The sequence below is a fragment of the Streptomyces sp. TRM49041 genome (assembly GCF_008271805.1).
In the GTDB taxonomy this organism is placed as follows: Bacteria; Actinomycetota; Actinomycetes; order Streptomycetales; family Streptomycetaceae; genus Streptomyces.
On record NZ_VSRY01000173.1, the window covers coordinates 312,235 to 328,764 of the forward strand.

11 protein-coding genes and 1 pseudogene are annotated in these 16,530 nt (G+C 70.0%); 3 read left to right on the forward strand and 9 right to left on the reverse strand.

Features of this window, described 5'->3' with window-relative positions; translation table 11 throughout:
* Positions 1-76 precede the first annotated feature (76 nt).
* From FVS66_RS34250 to FVS66_RS34260, 3 genes are read right to left on the reverse strand one after another with little or no spacing between them, the layout of a single operon-like run.
* A complete protein-coding gene (locus FVS66_RS34250; protein ID WP_149185127.1) occupies positions 77-1,084 on the reverse strand; it encodes an ArsA family ATPase in 1,008 nt (335 codons plus the stop codon).
* The gene (locus tag FVS66_RS34255; RefSeq protein WP_149185128.1) at positions 1,075-1,332 is read right to left on the reverse strand and encodes a cory-CC-star protein; all 258 of its coding nucleotides are present in this window, start codon (positions 1,330-1,332) and stop codon (positions 1,075-1,077) included. The genes FVS66_RS34250 and FVS66_RS34255 overlap by 10 nt, the downstream gene beginning before the upstream one ends.
* A complete protein-coding gene (locus tag FVS66_RS34260; protein WP_149185129.1) occupies positions 1,329-3,029 on the reverse strand; it encodes a carbon starvation protein A in 1,701 nt (566 codons plus the stop codon). The genes FVS66_RS34255 and FVS66_RS34260 overlap by 4 nt, the downstream gene beginning before the upstream one ends.
* A 450-nt stretch (positions 3,030-3,479) precedes the next feature.
* On the opposite strand from FVS66_RS34260, the pseudogene FVS66_RS34265 reads away from it, so the two are divergent.
* Positions 3,480-4,163 (forward strand): annotated as a pseudogene (locus FVS66_RS34265) (transposase family protein); the annotation flags it as partial.
* Positions 4,164-4,222: 59 nt separating this feature from the next.
* Here the strand turns inward: FVS66_RS34265 and FVS66_RS34270 are convergent.
* The 4 genes from FVS66_RS34270 to FVS66_RS34285 all read right to left on the reverse strand — a co-directional run bounded on the left by FVS66_RS34270 (position 4,223) and on the right by FVS66_RS34285 (position 9,317).
* Positions 4,223-4,450, reverse strand: a complete 228-nt coding sequence (locus FVS66_RS34270; protein WP_149185131.1) for an acyl-CoA carboxylase subunit epsilon — start codon at positions 4,448-4,450, stop codon at positions 4,223-4,225.
* A 77-nt stretch (positions 4,451-4,527) separates the two neighbouring features.
* A complete protein-coding gene (locus FVS66_RS34275; RefSeq protein WP_149185132.1) occupies positions 4,528-6,102 on the reverse strand; it encodes an acyl-CoA carboxylase subunit beta in 1,575 nt (524 codons plus the stop codon).
* A 136-nt stretch (positions 6,103-6,238) separates the two neighbouring features.
* Complete coding sequence (locus tag FVS66_RS34280) at positions 6,239-7,987, reverse strand: biotin carboxylase N-terminal domain-containing protein (RefSeq protein ID WP_149185133.1); 1,749 nt, start codon at positions 7,985-7,987, stop codon at positions 6,239-6,241.
* Positions 7,988-8,837: 850 nt separating this feature from the next.
* Positions 8,838-9,317, reverse strand: coding sequence for a DUF2000 domain-containing protein (locus tag FVS66_RS34285; protein ID WP_187645826.1), 480 nt, complete (start codon positions 9,315-9,317; stop codon positions 8,838-8,840).
* Between the two features lie 34 nt (positions 9,318-9,351).
* On the opposite strand from FVS66_RS34285, the gene FVS66_RS34290 reads away from it, so the two are divergent.
* Complete coding sequence (locus tag FVS66_RS34290) at positions 9,352-10,170, forward strand: AraC family transcriptional regulator (protein ID WP_149185135.1); 819 nt, start codon at positions 9,352-9,354, stop codon at positions 10,168-10,170.
* A 169-nt stretch (positions 10,171-10,339) separates the two neighbouring features.
* On the opposite strand, the gene putP is transcribed toward FVS66_RS34290, so the two are convergent.
* On the reverse strand, positions 10,340-13,918 hold the full coding sequence (putP, locus tag FVS66_RS34295) for a sodium/proline symporter PutP (protein ID WP_149185136.1): 3,579 nt from the start codon (positions 13,916-13,918) through the stop codon (positions 10,340-10,342).
* Between the two features lie 414 nt (positions 13,919-14,332).
* Between putP and FVS66_RS34300 the strand changes: the two genes are divergently transcribed.
* Positions 14,333-15,970: an ABC-F family ATP-binding cassette domain-containing protein gene (locus FVS66_RS34300; protein ID WP_149185137.1), complete on the forward strand. Its 1,638-nt coding sequence runs from the start codon at positions 14,333-14,335 to the stop codon at positions 15,968-15,970.
* Positions 15,971-16,071: 101 nt separating this feature from the next.
* Here the strand turns inward: FVS66_RS34300 and FVS66_RS34305 are convergent, their stop codons facing one another.
* Complete coding sequence (locus FVS66_RS34305) at positions 16,072-16,269, reverse strand: hypothetical protein (protein ID WP_149185138.1); 198 nt, start codon at positions 16,267-16,269, stop codon at positions 16,072-16,074.
* Positions 16,270-16,530: the final 261 nt, after the last annotated feature.

The window sequence follows — 16,530 nt, forward strand, 5'->3', positions numbered from 1 at the left end:
CAAGAACCGCGGGCGAAGAGATCGCCGGCTCGGCGCGCGTCACGGACCAGCAGATAGTCCGGAATCATCCGGAAACTCAGGAAGAGGAAGGTCCGAGCCGGTCGGCCAGCGCGGCAAGCGCCTCGGTGCCCACGAGATCCCCCGGCAGCAGCGGCACGTCGAGCAGCGGTACGTCCGGGACCCGCTGCCGCAGCCGGACGAGGTGCTCGTCCTCCTGCCCCCGGCGCCGTGCGAGCAGCTCACCGGCGTCCGCCGGGGAACGGCGGTTGGCGACGAGTGCGGCCACATCGACGCCGAGGCCGGTGAGCTTCTCGTACACCTCCATGGTCTCGGCGATCGGGAGCAGCTCGGCGGTCAGCACGACGACGAACCCGGTCTGCGCCGGGTCCGTCACCACTTCGCGCAGCCGGGAGAAGCGGTTGCGTCGGCGTACGAGGATCCGGCGCAGCTCGGCGTCGCGGTCGTTCTCCTCGCCGCCGCCGCCGCCGCCGAGACCGCGCACCGCGGAGCCGAACCGCTCGGACCGGTCACGGTTGGCGAGCAGGGTCTCGGTCCAGGAAGTGAGCTGCTCGGGCAGCGCAAGCAGCCGCAGCGTGTGGCCGGACGGGGCGGTGTCGAACACGACCACGTCGTACGCCTCCTCCCCGAGCTCCACCGCCTCGGCGATCCGCTCCAGCACCGCCGACTCGTGGGTGCCGGGCGCCTGCCGGGCCAGTTCCAGGTGCCGGGCAGCCGGTGCGTGCATCCGCTCGGGGAGCAGCCGCCGGATCGTCCCGGCGACCGCGGACAGATGCTGCTCGACCGTGCGCTCCGGGTCGATCTCCAGCCCGTCGACGTAACCCGTCGTCCCGGCCCCCGCCCCGGGGGCGAGGCCCCCGGGGCCGGCGAGACGCACGGGCTCGTCGCCCACGGGGCGGTCCCATAGGTGGCCGAGGTTGTGGGCGGGATCGGTGGAAACCAGCAGCACGCGGGCGCCCGCCCCTGCCCTGCCGAGGGCGAGCGCCGCGGCGATGGACGTCTTGCCGACCCCGCCCTTGCCGCCGACGAAGACGACCCTGCGCGAGGTGATGAGGTCTAGCAGCATCCGACATGCTCCAGTGGTGAGCGGTCCATGCCCATCCGGTGGTGCCAGGCGTGGAAGTCCTCGTAGAGGGCGGGCATCAGCTCGGCGGTGTAGTACGCCGCCGGGTCGGGCACGCCCAGTGCCTCCGCGAGGACGACCATCCGGAAGAGGTCGTCCTCCTCGCGCCTGGCGCGGGCGAAGGTACGCCGGTAGGGGCCTGCGTAGAACTCCTCCAGTCCGGCCCGGAGCGAGGCCCAGCGGGATGTCACCCCTTCAGCCCAGCTTTCTCCGTCACATCGGCGTCAAGGGCTTCAGGCGGCTCCTGGGACGCCCGCCGCATCGCGACGACCGCCTCGAAGGCGACCCACACGGCGGCGACGATGATGACGACGTCGATGGCCAGCAGCAGCCAGTCCCGGGCGTCGTAGAGGTCGCCGAGCTGCGCGAGCGCGGCCCAGAACGCCATCACGAACACGAACGCGAGCGGCACCAGCACAGGCACCGGGTTGCGCCGCTTGCGGATCAGCATGACCACGATGATGGACAGGGTCAGGGCGGCCAGCAGCTGGTTGCTGGTGCCGAACAGCGGCCAGATACGGAGGCCGCCGGCGCCGTCGGCGCCCTGACTGAAGGTGAGTGCCATACCGGCGGCGAGCGCAATGAGAGTGCCGACACCATTGTTGATCTTCACCTTTGCGACCTCGCCGGCCTCCTGGACGACGAAGCGCAGCAGGCGCACACCGGTGTCCATGGTGGTAGCGGCGAACAGGATCGCCATGGTGGCCAGGACCGTCGAGCTCAGCGAGGCCGGCAGGCCCAGGCCGCTGTTGACGATCTCGCCGCCGCCCGCGACGAACGCCCCGACACCGCCCTGGCCGAAGGCGCTGTAAACGGCCTCCCAGTCGGCCAGGGTGCGGAAGCCCGCGACGGCGGCGATGATCGCGCCGAGCGCGAGCATGCCCTCGCCGACCGCGCCGAAGTAACCGACGAAGCGGGCGTCGGTCTCCTTGTCCAGCTGCTTCGAGGTGGTGCCCGAGGAGACCATGCCGTGGAAGCCGGAGATCGCGCCGCATGCGACGGTGACGAAGAGCAGCGGTAGGAGGTCCGGGGTACCCGCGGGAACGGCGTCATTGATGGCCGGGGCGACGATCGTCGGGGCGCTCAGCAGCACCGAGACGAACAGGATGCCGAGCCCGACGAAGAGCTGGACGCCGTTGATGTAGTCACGCGGCTGGAGCAGCACCCACACGGGCAACAGGGAGGCTATGCCGGCGTAGACGAAGAGGGCGACGATCCAGAAGGTCGCCGGGGACATGCCCAGGATCGGGTCGGGCAGCTCCACCGGGACGACGTCGCCGAGGAGGATCAGGCCGTAGAGCGCCGCGACGCCGAGCACGGTGACCAGGCCGAGGCTCATCTTGTAGCGGTAGACCGCCTGGCCGACCAGCAACGCCACCGCGACGGCGCCCCAGGCGGGGATCACCGCTGAGGGGGTGGAGATCAGCAGGTTCTTGATGACCACCGCGAAGGCCGCGATCACCATCAGGAGCAGCAGGAAGATCACGACGAGAAAAAGATTCGCGCCCCGGCGGCCGATGTAGCGGCCGGAGAGCGTGCCCATCGAGCGGCCCTTGTTGCGCGCCGAGGCCCACAGAGCGCCCAGGTCGTGCATGCCCGCGAAGAAGACCGTGCCGAGCGTGACCCACAGGAACGCGGGCAGCCAGCCCCAGATCACGGCGACTGCGGGGCCGACGATCGGCGCTGCGCCCGCGACCGAGGTGAAGTGGTGGCCCCACAGCACGAACTTGTTGGTCGGGACGTAGTCCACGCCGTCCTGCAGCTCGTGCGCGGGCGTCTTGAAGGAAGCGTCAAGCTTGTAGACCCGGTTGCCCAGGAATTTCGAGTAAAGGACATATCCGCCCGCGAACATCGCAAGGCCGATCAATAGCAGCGGAACAGCATTCATACGAGATGCCCTCTGGATTCTGGGAGATGGAGCCGCTGCCCTGCACGAGATGTGACCCAGCAGGCAGACAGGGCGGACGGTGGAGCGTGGCCCTCCTCGACCGAGGGGGGTCCACCGTCCGGAACGGGGAACCGGGCGCTCAGGCGCCCTTTGCGTAGCTTGGCGGCGTACCCAGACTCGGTGTGCTGCGCCTGGGCGGCGACTGTGCCGCGGCAGTGGCGGAACTCTCCCGCCACGGCCACACGCGCCGGGTCGAAGCCGTCGGTTAACGTCTGGCTCGGCGTGAGTCCGTACCCGCTGTCTGCCACTGGTGCCCCACCTCCTGCGCGGATGCCGCGAGCTGGCCACCCGGCGGTCTGCCCAAGAGTTGTCGAGGTTTCCGATTCGGTTGACAGGAGATTGCGTCGAAGTTTCGGACGGCGGGCCATGAACTTCCTGACGAGGGCGGTGCCGTGTCCGGTGTGCCGGACGCCGACGGCGAAGGTGCACGGGTATCACCGCCGGTCAGTGACGGACGTGCCGGTCGACGGCCGCCAGGTCGTCGTCCACCTGCGCGTACGACGGCTGGTCTGTCCGGTCCTGGGCTGCCGGCGGCAGACCTTCCGCGCGCACACCGGATGCCGGGCCACCATCAACCCGCCCCGCCCCGGCGGAGTACGCGAACAGACCACCCGCGAACGCCGGAACAAGATCCACGACCTCCTCGGCCAAGGCGTCGGCCTGCTCGACTGCTCCCGCCGCCTCGGAGTGGCCCTGAACACCGTCGAACGCTACGCCCGCATGCCCGAACCCCGGACCCTGCGCATCGCCCCCGCCTACCGGCCCACCCTCGTCGACCCCTACCGCGAGCACCTGCGCCGGCGCCGTGCCGAGGAACCGGCCGTCCCGGTCACCCACCTCCTCGAAGAGAACCGGGAGTTGGGCTACACCGGCAGCGCCAACCTACTGGTCCGCTACCTCAACCAGGGCCGCGCTGAAGGGGACCCCCCGTTACCACGGCCCGCCGTGGACGCCGGCCTCACCCTGCCCTACCACAACGGCCGCATCGAGGGCGTCAAAACCCGCACCAAAAGGATCATGCGACAGATGCCCGGACGTGCCGGATTCGACCTCCTCCGCCACCGGATCCTCTGACGGCTACCCGGCGTCACCACCGGCTACGGGCCAGACCCGAACGATTTACAGCCCCGCTTTCAGCGGACCAGTCCGCCGTAGCTGTTGTGGGGGAGGCCGGTCAGGCGATGGAGGGTGGGAGAGCGCACGGCGATGGCGGCCGCGCGGTCGGCCCAGGCCGAATGCGGGGAGCGGGGCGGCGGCATGTCGGCGACCGCGGCATGTGCCGTACGGGTCGTGAGTACCGCGACGACCGCAGCCAGTTCCTCGGGGGTCGGCCGCCCGTACAGCACTTTGATGGAATCCATGGGATGTGTACTCCTGAGAACGCCCTGAAACGGGATGTGGACCGGTCCGGTTCCGACGGGTGATCCGGACTCCCGATCTACAGCGGGATGTTGCCGTGCTTTTTCGCGGGGAGGATTTCCCGCTTGGTGCGCAGCGCGCGCAGTCCGCGGACGATGTACTGGCGGGTACTGGACGGCTTGATCATCGCGTCGATGTCTCCACGTTCCGCGCTGGCAGAGGGGTTGAGCAGCGTTTGTGCGTACTCGCTCATCAGCTCGGCGCGCTGTTCCTCCGCCAGGGAGGCTTCCGCGAGGTCGGCTGTGGACGTCTCCTGCGGGAACAGGGGGGCGACGGCGGTGTGGGGCCCGGCCGCGGCGATCTGTGCAGTCGCCCACGCCACGTTGAGGTCGGTGCCCAGGTGCTTGGGGCCCATCACGTCGTACGCGCCGCCGTACGCCTTGCGGGTGATGACGGTGATGAGCGGGACAGTGGCCTCGCCGTAGGCGTATATGAGCTTCGCGCCGCGCCGGATGATGCCGCTGTGCTCCTGGTCCGCCGTGGTGAGGAAACCGGGGGCGTCCACGAACGTCAGTACCGGCACGTTGAAGGCGTCGCAGGTACGCACGAACCGGGCCGCCTTCTCGGAGGCGTCGATGTCCAGGCAGCCGCCGAACTGCATCGGCTGGTTGGCGACCACGCCCACCGGCTGTCCCTCGACCCGGCCGAAGCCGGTGATGATGTTCGGGGCGAACAGCGTTTGCGTCTCGAGGAGTTCCTGGTCGTCGAGCACATGCTCGACGACCTGACGCATGTCGTAGGGCTGGTTGGGGGAGTGGGGGACGACCGTGTCCAGGTCCAGCTCCAGATCTTCGGTGAAGGTGTCGGGGTCGTACGGGAAGGCGGGCGGCTCTACGCAGTTGTTCGACGGTAGATACGACAGCAGTGATTTGACGTAGTCGACGGCGTCCTCTTCGTCGCAGGCCATGGAGTGCGCGACACCTGAGGTGGTTGTGTGGCTGCGGGCACCGCCGAGTTCCCGAAGGCCGATGTCCTCACCGGTGGCCGTGATGATGGCGCTCGGCGAGGCGCTGAACATGAACGAGGTCCGCTCGGCCATCACCGTGAAGTCGGTCAGGGCGGGTGAGAACGCTGCGGTGCCGACACACGAGCCGAAAATGAGTGAGATCTGGGGCAGCACACCGGAGCAGTGCACCTGGCGGCGGAAGATTTCGCTGTGGACACCGAGGGCGCTCGTGCGGTCACCACAGCCGGCGAGGCCGGCGTCATGGATGCCGATGACGGGGCAGCCGGTCTTGAGCGCGAAGTCCATCACCTTGACGATTCTCCGGCCCAGTCCCTCGTCCAGGGCACCGCCCAGAATCGTGCTGTCGACGGCGTAGACGGCTACCGGTCGGTCGTCGATCGTGCCGTAACCGGCGACCACACCGTCGGACGGACGGCCGAGATGCGATCCTGCACCGCTCAGGGCGTGCCCGACGGCCTCGTCGAGCTCGAGGAAGGAGTCCTCATCGACCAGTTGCTCCACACGCTCCCGGGCGGTTGTCCCCGCCCGCGGATGCCTCGCGGTCTCGTCGACCCGGTCACGCACGGTCTCCTCCGGATCCCCGACGGCACAGGGGTCCTTCATCTCGGCGGTGTGCTCGGAGGTCATGGGCGTCTCTCCTTCTCCTGGTGAGTGGTGACGACATCGTGAGAGGCGCTCGATGCCCGAGAGGCGTTCGGTGCCCGAGAGGCGTTCGGCGCCCGGGGCGGGGGCGGCCACGGAGCGTCCGGCCCTTGAGCCGGCATCAGTGTCTGATCTCGCAGATGGTGGCGCCGGAGGCGATCGACGCGCCGACCTCGGCTGCCAGGCCCTTGATCGTGCCGGACCGGTGGGCGTTGAGAGGCTGTTCCATCTTCATGGCCTCGAGGACGACGACCAGGTCGCCCTCCTCTACCTCCTGGCCCTCCTCGACCGCGACCTTGACGATCGTGCCCTGCATCGGCGAGGCGAGGGTGTCACCGGATGCGGCCGACGACTTCTTGGCCGCCCGGCGCTTGGGCTTCGCACCCGCCGCGAGACCGGTGCGGGCCGGCGTCATGCCCAGGGAGGACGGCAGCGACACCTCGAGGCGCTTGCCGCCGACCTCGACCACGACGGCCTCGCGGCCAGCCTCGTCCTCCTCCGCGGCCGTGGGGACGGTGAAGGGTTTGATCTCGTTGACGAACTCCGTCTCGATCCAGCGGGTGTGGACCCGGAAAGGGTCTGCCGTGAACGCCGGGTCGGCGACGACCGCGCGGTGGAAGGGAATGGCCGTGGCCATGCCCTCGACGTTGAACTCCGCCAGCGCGCGCGCCGCGCGCTGCAGCGCCTGCTCGCGGGTCGCGCCGGTCACGATCAGCTTGGCGAGCAGGGAGTCCCAGGCCGGGCCGATCACCGAGCCGGTCTCGACGCCCGACTCCAGACGCACACCGGGGCCGCTGGGCGGGGCGAAGGCGGTCACGGTGCCTGGGGCGGGGAGGAAGTCCCGGCCCGGGTCCTCGCCGTTGATCCGGAACTCGAAAGAGTGGCCGCGCAGCGCCGGGTCACCGTAATCGAGCTTCTCGCCGTCGGCGATACGGAACATCTCGCGGACCAGGTCGATGCCGGTGACCTCCTCGGTGACCGGGTGCTCGACCTGGAGCCGGGTGTTGACCTCCAGGAAGGAGATCGTGCCGTCGAGGCCGATGAGGAACTCGACCGTGCCGGCGCCGACGTAACCGGCCTCCTTGAGGATGGCCTTCGACGCGCGGTAGAGCTCGGCGTTCTGAGCCTGTGACAGGAAGGGGGCCGGGGCCTCCTCCACCAGCTTCTGGTGGCGGCGCTGCAGCGAGCAGTCACGCGTCGAGACGACCACCACGTTGCCGTGCGAGTCGGCCAGGCACTGGGTCTCGACGTGGCGCGGTTTGTCGAGGTAGCGCTCGACGAAGCACTCTCCGCGGCCGAAGGCGGCGACCGCCTCGCGGACCGCCGAGTCGTACAGCTCCGGCACCTCTTCGAGCGTCCTGGCCACCTTCAGACCGCGCCCGCCACCGCCGAAGGCGGCCTTGATGGCGATCGGCAGCCCGTGCTCCTGCGCGAACGCCACGACCTCGTCGGCGCCGGTCACCGGGTCCGCGGTGCCGGCGACCAGCGGGGCGCCGGCGCGCTGGGCGATGTGACGGGCGGCGACCTTGTCGCCGAGGTCGCGGATCGCCTGGGGCGGCGGGCCGATCCAGGTCAGACCGGCGTCCATGACGGCCTGGGCGAACGCGGCGTTCTCGGACAGGAAACCGTATCCGGGGTGGATCGCGTCCGCCCCCGAATCGGCCGCTGCCCGAAGCACCTTGGCCATGTCCAGATAGCTGGCGGCCGGAGTGTCACCGCCCAGAGCGAACGCCTCGTCGGCCGCACGGACGTGCAGGGCGTCCCGGTCCGGATCGGCGTAGACGGCTACGCTCGCGATCCCGGCGTCCCGGCAGGCACGGGCGACACGGACAGCGATTTCGCCACGGTTGGCGATGAGCACCTTGCGCACGATGGCTCCTGATTGCGTGAGTTGTGCCGACCGCTGCAGCGTCAGCGTGGCAGGGATGACAGTCTGTAGTCGGCTCCGCCCCGAACAGTCCCTGCGGCGAGGCAACCGATCAGAGCACCCCCGGCGGCAGTACGGCCGCTCTGCCGCACTCCGCCGGGGACGGGCGGCGGCGAGGGCGCTCTCGGCCGGTACCGGACGCGGTTGTGCAGGAGTGGCGACGGTACGGCCGGCGGCCGGGTGGCGACGAAGGTCATGGCACACCTTGAGAGCGCGGGAACGGGGAAGTGGCCCGTGAGTGGGGCATCACGGTGCTGGCGTGGGCGGCGCCACTCGCATCACCCTATGGATTGTTCAACGATTCTTCAATGTCGTGTCTCGGTCTTTCGCCCCGCGCGATGCGGCGAGGCCGCGCGAAGCCGCGGACGCGAGCCCCGCCCTACCGAGCGGAAAGCGCCGTTCGCTCCGGTTGTGGAGGGTGCCCGGCCTTTCCTCGTGAATGTCGCGGTTGCCGTGGCTGCCTCCTCGGCGACGCCGGCAAGTGGTTGAAGGCCGAGAAGCCGGACCGCGTCCGGCTGACGGGCGGACTGACCCCCCGTGCCTGGACTCCTCGACGACAGCTGCGGCATGCGGCGAGTTGTCCGGCCGGTTGTCGCAAGGCTGCGACTGGACAGGTCGACGACGGCAGACAAGCACGCGAAGCCCCTGGCGACGACGGTTTATCTTGATTGACGCCCCGTCTGCCAGGAGCTTCGTCGTTGCGTGGGCCGGTCCAACCTGCGGTCACCGCTCTTCTCGGGTCTCGATAGCAGCGGATGCGGTACGCAGGGCCTCTGCGGTGATGTCTCGTTGCTCAGGGATGCATTCGCGCGCCCTTGAGGACCTTGTCCACTGCGTTGCGTGGCCCGTAGACGGCCATCCCTACCAGATCGAGCTGGTCCCTTCCCACAGCCCGTACGGCCGCGCGGTTGTCCCGGTCGTTGCCCGTGCTGAACAGATCCGCCGTGAACGCGGCCCTCGGCAGCGAGCGGGACAGCGCGCGACCGTGGGCGGCGGTCAGCGTCTCCTTCGTCCCCTCGAAGATCAGAACAGGCTGGCGGAACATCGGCAGATACGCGGTGTCGTCGGCGTCCGCGTACGGCTCGCCGATCACCTCGGGTGACACCGTGCCGAGCCCGCTGACCAGGAAGGCGGTCACATTCAGGCGCTGCCAGGGCTCAAGGTCGTCGCGCAGCAGGACGGCGATCTTGGTGTCGAAGCGGACAGGCACGCTCCCATCCCTTGCGCCGGTCTCGACCCCGGTTCCGGTGTGAGTCTCATCCTTGGTTCTCATGCTTCGAGACTCCAGGGTGCTGGGATTCTCCGTCATGTACGTTCTTTGCGTGATGCCCCGGCAGGAGGTCTCTGCGTGGCGCCCGCTGGTCGCGGGTGTCGTGGAGGTCTTCCACGCCCACTTCACCGAGCACGCGTACCCCATGCATGTCCACGACGCCTGGACTCTGCTGATCGTCGACGACGGTGCGGTCCGCTACGACCTTGACCGCCACGAACGTGGCACCCCGAACGACACCGTGAGCCTGCTCCCGCCGCAGGTTCCGCACAACGGATCACCGGCTACCCCTCACGGCTTCCACAAGCGTGTCCTCTATCTCGACATGACGCAGCTGGACGAGAGCTTCATCGGTCCGGCGGTGGATGGCCCTGACGTCGCCGATCCCGTGCTGCGCGAACGCGTCGGACAGCTGCACACGGCTCTCGCGAACCGGGGCGACGAGTTCGAGGCCGAGAGCCGTCTCGCCTTCATCAGCGAACGCCTGCGCGAACACCTGCGCCCCAGGTCGGCCGTCCGCAGCGCGGGGCCCGATCGCCGCGTCGCCCAGACCCTGCGTGAGCTCCTCGACGAGCGACTGCTTGAAGTCATCACCCTGGAAGAGGCCGCAGCCGTGGTCCACGCCCATCCCACGCATCTCGTACGTGCCTTCAGCGCCGCCTTCGGCATCGCACCTCACCAGTACGTGACATCCCGCCGCGTCGACCTGGCCCGACGGCTGCTACTCGACGGACAGCCGCCGATCGAGGTGGCGACCGCCGTCGGCTTCTACGACCAGTCCCATCTCACCCGGCACTTCAAGCGAGTCGTGGGCATCACCCCCGGCCAGTACGCACGTACCGGGACCGGCAGTTGAGCGGTCGGCTTGCGCAGCCGCTTCAGCTCCTCGTCCTCCCCCGGTCGTCGACGCCCCGCCCACCCGCGACCTCGGTCGCCGTCCGGCCCGACGACCGCACGGGCTCGATCGCGTCACGCCGGCACTCCACCGAGTGCCGAAGGAGGTCCTGGCCAGGGCCGACCCGGGCTCATACCGACGATTCGTCAGGGGCTGGCTGTTCTGTCCAGATGATCTTGCCTGTTTTCGTGTAGCGCGTGCCCCATCGTCGCGCGAGCTGCGCGATGATCAACAGGCCCCGCCCTCCCTCGTCCGTGGTCCGGGCGTGGCGCAGGCGAGGCGAGGTGCTGCTCGCGTCGGACACTTCGCAGATCAGGCCGCGGTCCCGGATCAGCCGCAGACTGATCGGGCCGGTCGCATGACGGATGGCGTTGGTGACCAGTTCGCTGACGATCAGCTCCGTGGTGAACGTCAGATCGTCCAGGCCCCATGCCGACAGTTGCCGGGTGGCCACGCTGCGGGCGTCGGCGACGGCTGCGGGGTCCGAGGGCAGGTCCCAGGACGCGACCCGGCCCGGGCCCAGCAGGCGGGTACGGGCAAGGAGCAGGGCGGCGTCGTCGGACGGCGGAACGGTCAACAGTGCGTCGAACACATTGTCGCCGATCTCCTCCAGCGTCGGCATCGGTACCGCGAGTGTGCTGCTCAGCCGGGAGAGTCCGACGTCGATGTCCCAGTCGAACGTCTCGATGAGGCCGTCGGTGTACATCCCGATGAGGCTGCCCGGTGCCAGTTCCAGTTCCGCGGACTCGAAGGGCATGGAGCCCAGGCCGAGCGGCGGTCCGGCGGGCAGGTCCAGGAAGTCGACGGCGCCGTCGGGGCTGACGATCACGGGCGGGAGGTGGCCGGCCCGGGCCAGTGTGCACAGCCCGGTGACCGGGTCGTACACGGCGTACAGGCAGGTGGCTCCCAAGAACGCGGCGCCCACACTCTCGTTCTCGGCCCCCTGCCCGTCGCCGCCGTGTCCCTCCATCAGGCCGATGACGAGGTCGTCCAGGTGGGCCAGCAGTTCGTCGGGGGGGAGGTCCAGATTGGCGAGCGTGCGCACGGCCGTGCGGAGCCGCCCCATGCTGGCCGCCGCGTTGATTCCATGTCCGACCACGTCCCCGACGACCAGTGCGACCCGGGTCCCGGAGAGCGGAATCACGTCGAACCAGTCACCCCCCACGCCGCTGGGCGCATCCGCCGGGAGGTACCAGGACGCCACCTCCAGGGCGGATCCTCCCGTCACCTCTCGCGGCAGCAGGTTCTGCTGCATCGACTGGGCCGCGTTCCGCTCGCGGGTGTAGCGGCGGGCGTTGTCGACACACACCGCCGCACGGGAGACGAGTTCCTCGGCGAGGCGTACGTCGTCCTCCTCGAAGGGACCCAGGCGACCGGAACGGACGAAGGTCGCCGCGCCCAGGGTGACGCCGCGAGCCTTCACCGGTACCACCATGATCGAGCGGAACTGGAACTCGCGGAAGACGGCGCCCAGCGACGGGTCCATGGCCACCCATGCGCCGGCGGAGGTGTCCAGGATCGGTTCCACCAGGGTCCTGCCTTCCAGCAGGCAGCGGGCGACGGGCGACGAGGGGGCGCGCTGGACCCTCTCTCCCACGGCCAGTCGCGCCTCCGGAGAGCCCTCACGTACCGATTTCTGGGCCGCCCGACGGATGACGGGGCCGATGTCGACCGGCCCCGGGGCCGGTTCGTCGCCTCTCATGACCGAGTCCAGCAGGTCGATGGCGACGAAGTCGGCGAGGGACGGCACGGCGTCGTCGGCCAGTTCCTGTGCCGTTCGCGTCACCTCCAGCGTGCTGCCGATGTGTGCGCTGGCGTCGTTCAGCAGGGCAAGCCGTTCCTGGGCGCGCCAGCGCTCGGTGACATCGATGATCATGTACCAGATGCCCACGTGCCTGCCGTGGCGGTCCCTCATCCCGAAGAACGAGGCCGAGTACGCACGCTCCCGGTGGGGATCGGCATAGCTGGGGCCGCGGAACTCGTGGTCCATCACCGGAACCCCGGTCCGAAGGACCATGTGCATCTTCTCCTCGAACGGCTCCGCCTCGAAGCTCGGCAGCACCTCCTTCACCGACCGGCCCAGCCGGCGCTCGAGGGGGATCACGCGTCCCAGGACGTCGTTCACCCAGACGTACCGCAGATCCGTGTCCAGGACGGCCACACCGACCGGTGCGGGCGCGAGGAAAGGCTCGAGCATCAGCTGGCTCACCCCACCTCCCGGCATCCGCCAGAAGGCACTTTCCGGTGGCCGGCCGACGAACCGGCCGAAGACCAGTGCCGCGATCGTGGCTACCAGCACGCCCGGGACCATCTCGTAGATGTCCGACTCCAGTGGCCCGAGCAGCGGATTGATCCACCTCCAGAGAAGCACCGTGGCCGCGCCCGACACGATTCCGGCCACGGCCCCAGCCCAGGTCATACGCGGCCAGTAGAGCGAGAGGAGGACGACCGGCCCGAAGGCTGCTCCGGAACCCGCCCAGGCATAGGCGACGATGTTCAGCACTCCGCCGCCATTGAGCGCGATCACATAGGCGACCAGGATCACCACGACCACGGCGCCGCGGCCGACCCACACCAGCGCCTTGTCCGAGGCGCGGCGGCGGAGGAAGGCTCGGTAGAAGTCCTCCGTGAGGGCGACGGACGACACCAGGAGCTGGCTGTCCGCAGTCGACATGATCGCGGCAAGTACGGCAATCAGCATCACCCCGGCGATCCAGGGATTGAGCAGGGTCTGGCTCAGGGCGATGAACACCGTCTCCGGGTTGTCGAGTGGTTGATCGAGGCGCGCGATGCCGACGAGGCCCACGAGCGTGGCGCCGGTGAGCGCGACGAGAACCCAGCCCGTTCCGATACGCCGGGCCGTGGGGATGGCACGGGTGCTGCGAATGCTCATGAAGCGGGCGAGGATGTGCGGCTGGCCGAAGTAACCGAGGCCCCAGGAGAGCAGCGAAATGATCGCGACAGCGCTGAGTGCCCCGCCTGCCGACCACTGGCCGTCGCTGAAACTGGCTCCGGCCCCCATGTCCAGGAGCGTCGGCGCCTTGTCCCTGACGTCGTCGCTCAGCGCCCCGAAACCCCCGAGTACCCCGAGGCCGACAGCAGGGAGCACGACCAGCGCCAGGAACATCAGCGTCGCCTGTCCCACGTGGGTCAGGCTCACGGCGAGGAAACCACCGAGGCATGAGTAGACGATGATCACCAGGGCGGTCAGGAGCGCGCCGAGTTCGAAGTCGAGGTTGAAGACCTGCTCGAGCAGCACTCCGCCGGCCAGCAGGCCACTGGCGATATAGACGGTGAAGAACAGAAGGATGACGGCCGCCGAAATGATCCGGAGCAACCGGGTGCGGTCCTCGAACCGCTCCTCCAGGTAGGCCGACAGGCTCACGGCGTTTCCGGCGCGCTCGGTGTAGGTGCGTAGCCGGGGCGCGACCAAGAGCCAATTGAGGTACGTGCCGATCACCAGACCGATGGGGAGCCAGCTGACACCGATGCCGGCGACGTACACCGCTCCGGGGAGTGCCAGAAACAGCCAGGCCGACATGGCGCTGGCCCCTGCGGAGAGCGCGGCGACCGGTGCGCGGAGCCTGCGGCTGCCCAAGGCGAAGTCGGCGAAGGTGCGGATGCGCGGGTACGCCCAGATACCCATACCGATCATGGCAAGCACATAGGCAATGAATATGATCACGATCGGCGCGCTCAGATCGATCATGGTTCCCTCGCCCTTGAGGTGATGGGCACCGGCATAGCCGCCGACAGGTCTGCGGCCTTTGCCCTACCAAGCAAATCTACAGATCCCGGACCGTAGAGGCAGACCGACATCCGCCGCACGGGGCCGTGAACTCGACCCCGGATCAGTCGGCCGGCAGGTACCCGCGACGGGCGACCGCTCCCGGACGCCTCCGACGCGGCACGGGCCGAGGCCGGGCCGCGCCTACTGCTGGTCGGCGCCCGCGTTTTCCCCGGAGGGGCGGCCCCAGGACGGGAGATCCCCTCGACCGGCCGGTCCGGCGCGGCAGCGGGGCCGCACAGGCCCGGAGCCGGCGGCGGCCCGAACATCGCCCTCGCCGCCTCCCTCGCCCTCCACGCACTCGCCGGACCGCCCTGACCTAGGATCGGCCTCCTGATGACTGCCACCCTCGTCGCCAAGAACCTCGCCGCCGGCCACGGCGAGCGCTCCCTCTTCGCAGGACTCGACCTCGTCGTCGCTCCCGGCGACGTCATCGGCCTCGTCGGCGTCAACGGCGCCGGCAAGTCGACGCTGCTCCGGCTTCTCGCCGGGCTCGACACCCCCGAGGACGGCGACGTCCACCTGTCCCCGCGCACCGCCGCAGTCGGCCACCTCCCGCAGGAGCCGGAGCGCCGCCCCGGCGAGACGGTGCGGGCCTTTCTCGCCCGCCGCACCGGTGTCGCCGCGGCCCAGGCGGAGATGGACGCGGCGACCCAGGGCCTGGTCGACGGGGCGCCCGGCGCCGACGACGCGTACGCCGCCTCCCTGGAGCGCTGGCTCGCCCTCGGCGGCGCCGACCTGGACGACCGGGCCGAGGAGACGGCCGCCGCGCTCGGCCTCACCGTGGGCCTCGACCAGCCGATGACCGCGCTCTCCGGCGGCCAGGCCGCCCGTGCCGGCCTCGCCTCGCTGCTCCTCTCCCGCTACGACGTGTTCCTCCTCGACGAGCCGACCAACGACCTCGACCTGGACGGCCTGGAGCGCCTTGAGACCTTCGTCCGGGGCCTGCGCGCCGGCACGGTCGTCATCAGCCACGACCGTGAGTTCCTCGCCCGTACGGTGACCAAGGTCCTCGAACTCGACCTCGCCCAGCAGCGGATCACCCTGTACGGCGGCGGCTACGAGGCGTACCTGGAGGAGCGCGAGACCGCCCGCCGGCACGCGCGTGAGGACTTCGAGGAGTACGCCGACAAGAAGGCCGCCCTCGAGAGCCGCGCGCGGACCCAGCGGTCCTGGATGGACAAGGGCGTCAAGAACGCCCGCCGCAAGGCCGGCGACAACGACAAGATCGGCCGCAAGTTCCGCAGCGAGGCCAGCGAGAAGCAGGCCGCCAAGGCCCGCCAGACCCAGCGCATGATCGAGCGGCTCGATGCCGTCGAGGAGCCACGCAAGGAGTGGGAGCTGCGCATGGAGATCGCCGCCGCCCCGCGCTCCGGCGCGGTCGTGGCGACCCTGCGGGACGCGGAGGTCCGGCGCGGCGACTTCACGTTGGGCCCGGTCTCCCTCCAGGTCGACTGGGCGGACCGGATGGCCATCACCGGCGCGAACGGCGCGGGCAAGTCCACCCTGCTCGCCGCGCTCCTGGGCCGCCTCGCGCTGGACGCGGGCCACGCCGCGGTCGGGTCCGGCGTCGTCGTGGGCGAGGTCGACCAGGCCCGGCGGCTGTTCCACGGGACGGAGTCGCTGCTCGACGCGTTCTGCGCGGCCGTGCCCGACACCGAGCCCGCCGACGTACGGACGCTCCTCGCCAAGTTCGGACTCAAGGCCGCGCACGTGATGCGGCCCGCGACGACGCTGTCCCCGGGCGAGCGCACCCGCGCGGCCCTCGCCCTGCTCCAGGGCCGCGGCGTGAACCTGCTGGTCCTGGACGAGCCGACCAACCACCTGGACCTGCCGGCCATCGAGCAGCTGGAGGAGGCCCTCGACTCGTACCCCGGCACGCTGCTCCTGGTCACGCACGACCGCCGCATGCTGGACGCGGTCCACGTCACGCGCCGGATCGAGGTCGCGGACGGCAAGGTCACGGAGGTGTGACCGGTGCGACCGGCATGGCCGCTGCGACCGACGGGACCGGCGTGACGGACGGGCCGGGCGTGACGGACGGGCCGGCGTGACCGGCGCGACCGCTGCCGACCCTACGGGCGGTCCTCCGGCTCCTCGTAGGCGTCGAAGGTGCTGTATGCCTCGTCGTCGGGTGCGGCGCCCTTGACGCGGTCCGGCTCCGGGGCCTCGGCCGCCCGTTCACCGGGCTCGCGCCTGTCCTTCCTGGCCTGCCGCCGCTCCTCCTCGTGGTGCTTGCGGACCTCTTCGGGCTTGTCCCCGATCTGATTCATGAGCGTCTCCGTCCTCGTCTCCGTCGCGTCGTCGGACGGTCCCGCGACGCGGTCAGAGTCACACGGCCCGGCCACCTCCGCATGTCGGCCGGAACACGACCGGGGCGGGCGGGGAGACCCCGCCCGCCCCGCATCCGCCCAGGGGCTCAGCGCCGGCGCTTGCCGCCGCCGTCCAGCAGGCCCGCCTTGCGGAGGGCGTCCGCCATCGCGCTGTTCGCCGGCGGCGGCCCCTGACGGTCACCGCCGCGCCCGCTCCGGTCA